The sequence below is a fragment of the Streptomyces galbus genome (assembly GCF_005280195.1).
Taxonomy (GTDB): Bacteria; Actinomycetota; Actinomycetes; order Streptomycetales; family Streptomycetaceae; genus Streptomyces; species Streptomyces galbus.
On record NZ_SZPR01000058.1, the window covers coordinates 1 to 2501 of the forward strand.

A 2501-nucleotide genomic window follows, 5' to 3' on the forward strand; every position below is an offset into this window, starting at 1 on the left:
GTGATCAGCACCGTGCCGCCCGGCGCGAAGGGCGAGGGCGCGGCCTCCGGCGCGACGGCACGCACGAGCCGTGGCGCGAAGAGGCGGCCGTCGCGCACCGCCAGCTGCGGCTCACCGGCGCTCACGGGCAGTGCGGGCGGCGGACCGTCCGGGTTGTCCACGAGCACGATCCGGTCCGGGTTCTCCGTCTGCGCCGAGCGCAGCAGACCCCACACCGCGGCGCCGGCCGGATCCGGCGCCTCCCCCGCGACGGAGACCGCACCGGTGGTCAGCACCACCAACCGCTCCTGCTCGGGCCGCTCCTCGGCCAGCCATTCCTGGACCCGGCCGAGCACCAGACCCACGGTGTCGTGCAGCTCGCCGTCCGAGGGGACGCGCAGCGTGGTCGTCACCGGCGCCTCGCCGGAGGCCGGCGGCGACACCGGCACCCACTCGACGCGGAACAGCCCCTCCGGTCCGCCCGAGGCCAGCGCCTCCCGCAGCCGGCCGGCGGAGACCGGGCGCAGCGTCAGCGCGCCGACCTCGGCCACCGGTCCGCCCGCCGCGTCCGCGAGCAGCAGCGTCACCGTGTCGGACGCGACGCGGCTCAGCCGGACCCTGACCTCGGACGCGCCGGTCGCCGCCAGGCGCACGTCACCGAACGAGAACGGCAGCCGCGGGTCCTCGGACCGGTCCAGCACCCCCAGTCCGAGAGCGTGCAGCGACGCGTCCAGCAGGGCCGGGTGCAGCCCGAACCGGCCGGCCTCCGCGGCCTGCGCGGCGGGCAGAGCCACCTCGGCGAACAGCGCGTCGGCGCCGCGCCACACCCGGCGCAGCCCCTGGAAGGCCGGACCGTAGGCGAAACCCTGCGCCGAGAGCGTGTCGTACCAGTCGTCGAGGTCCACCGGCTCCGCGTTGCGAGGCGGCCAGACGGCCAGTTCGTCCTGTTCGGCGCTCCGCTCCGCGCCGTCGACGGTGTCCTCGGGAGCCAGCACACCGGTGCCGTGCAGCCGCCAGGGCTCCGCGGCGTCGTCGGCGTCGGCGCGGCGCGCGTGCACGCTGAACGTGCGGCGCCCCGCGTCGTCCGGCGCGCCCACGGACACCTGGACCTGCGTCCCGCCCGTCGTGGGCAGCGCCAGGGGTGACTGGAGGGTCAGCTCCTGAAGCACCCGGCAGTCCGCCAGGTCCCCGGCCCGCAGGGCGAGTTCGACCAGGGCGGTGCCCGGCAGGAGCACGGTGTCCAGCACGCCGTGGTCGGCGAGCCACGGGTGCGAGTCCAAGGAGAGCCGCGTGGTCAGGACCAGGCCGCCGGAGTCCGCGAGGGGCACTGCGGCACCGAGCAACGGGTGGCCGGCCGGGCCGAGACCCAGAGCGGCGGCCTCCGCGTCGACGGTGCGGGAGTCCCGGTGGCTCAGCCAGTAGCGGCGGCGCTGGAAGGGGTAGGTCGGCAGATCCAGACGCGGGGCCGTGCGGCCCCCGAAAACGGCCTGCCAGTCGACAGCGGCGCCCCGCGTCCACAGGGCGGCCACCGTCTCGGCCGGCGCCTGGGCCGACGGGCGGTCCTTGCGCAGGACGGTGACGAACTCTGCCTCGGCGTCCTCGGGCAGGCAGTCCCGGCCCATGGCGGACAGCACGCCGTCCGGCCCGAGTTCGAGGTAAGTGCGCACACCGCGCTCGTGCAGCGTGCGTATGCCGTCGTGGAAGCGGACGGCCTCGCGGACGTGCCGCACCCAGTAGTCGGGGGAGGTGAGCTCCTCGGCGGTGGCGAGGCCCCCGGTGACGTTCGAGACGACGCCGATCCGGGGCCGCTGGTAGGCGAGCCCGGCCGCCACCCGGCGGAACTCCTCCAGCATCGGTTCCATCAGCGGGGAGTGGAAGGCGTGACTCACCCGCAGTCGCCGCGTCGTGAACCCGAGCGCGGTGAGTGCCGCGTCGAGCTCCGCGACCGCCTCCTCGGTGCCCGAGAGCACGGTGGAGGCGGGGCCGTTGACGGCGGCCACGGCCACCTCGTGCTCGCGCCCGGCCAGCTGACCGGCCAGCTCCTCCTCGCCGGCGCGGACCGAGAGCATGGCGCCCCCCGGCGGCAGGGCCTGCATCAGCCGGCCGCGGGCGGCCACCAGGGTGCAGGCGTCCTCCAGCGTCAGCACGCCCGCGACGTGCGCGGCGGCCAGCTCACCGATGGAGTGCCCGGCGACGAACTTCGGCCGCGGGCCGAGGTGTTCCACCAACCGGTACAGCGCCACCTCCAGGGCGAACAGACCGGTCTGCGTGTACAACGTCTGGTCCAGCAGTTCGCTGTCTTCGGCGAACATCACTTCGCGCAGGGGGCGTCCGAGGTGGGTGTCGAGGTGGGTGCAGGCCTGGTCCAGGGCTTGGGCGAAGACGGGGAATGTTTCGTAGAGTTCGCGGCCCATGCCGGGGTGTTGGCTGCCTTGTCCGGTGAAGAGGAAGGCTGTGTCGCCGGGGGTGGTGGTGCCTCGGAGGAGGTGGGGGGAGGGTGTGTCGTGGGTGAGGTGGGTGAG

At 75.0% G+C, this 2501-nt stretch carries 1 protein-coding gene; it reads right to left on the minus strand.

Translation table 11 applies throughout. From position 1 onward, the window contains the following. Positions 1–2393, minus strand: a 2393-nt coding sequence (locus E4U92_RS35260; RefSeq protein WP_241681799.1) for an acyltransferase domain-containing protein, incomplete at its 3' end; no start/stop codon positions are given. Positions 2394–2501 lie beyond the last annotated feature (108 nt).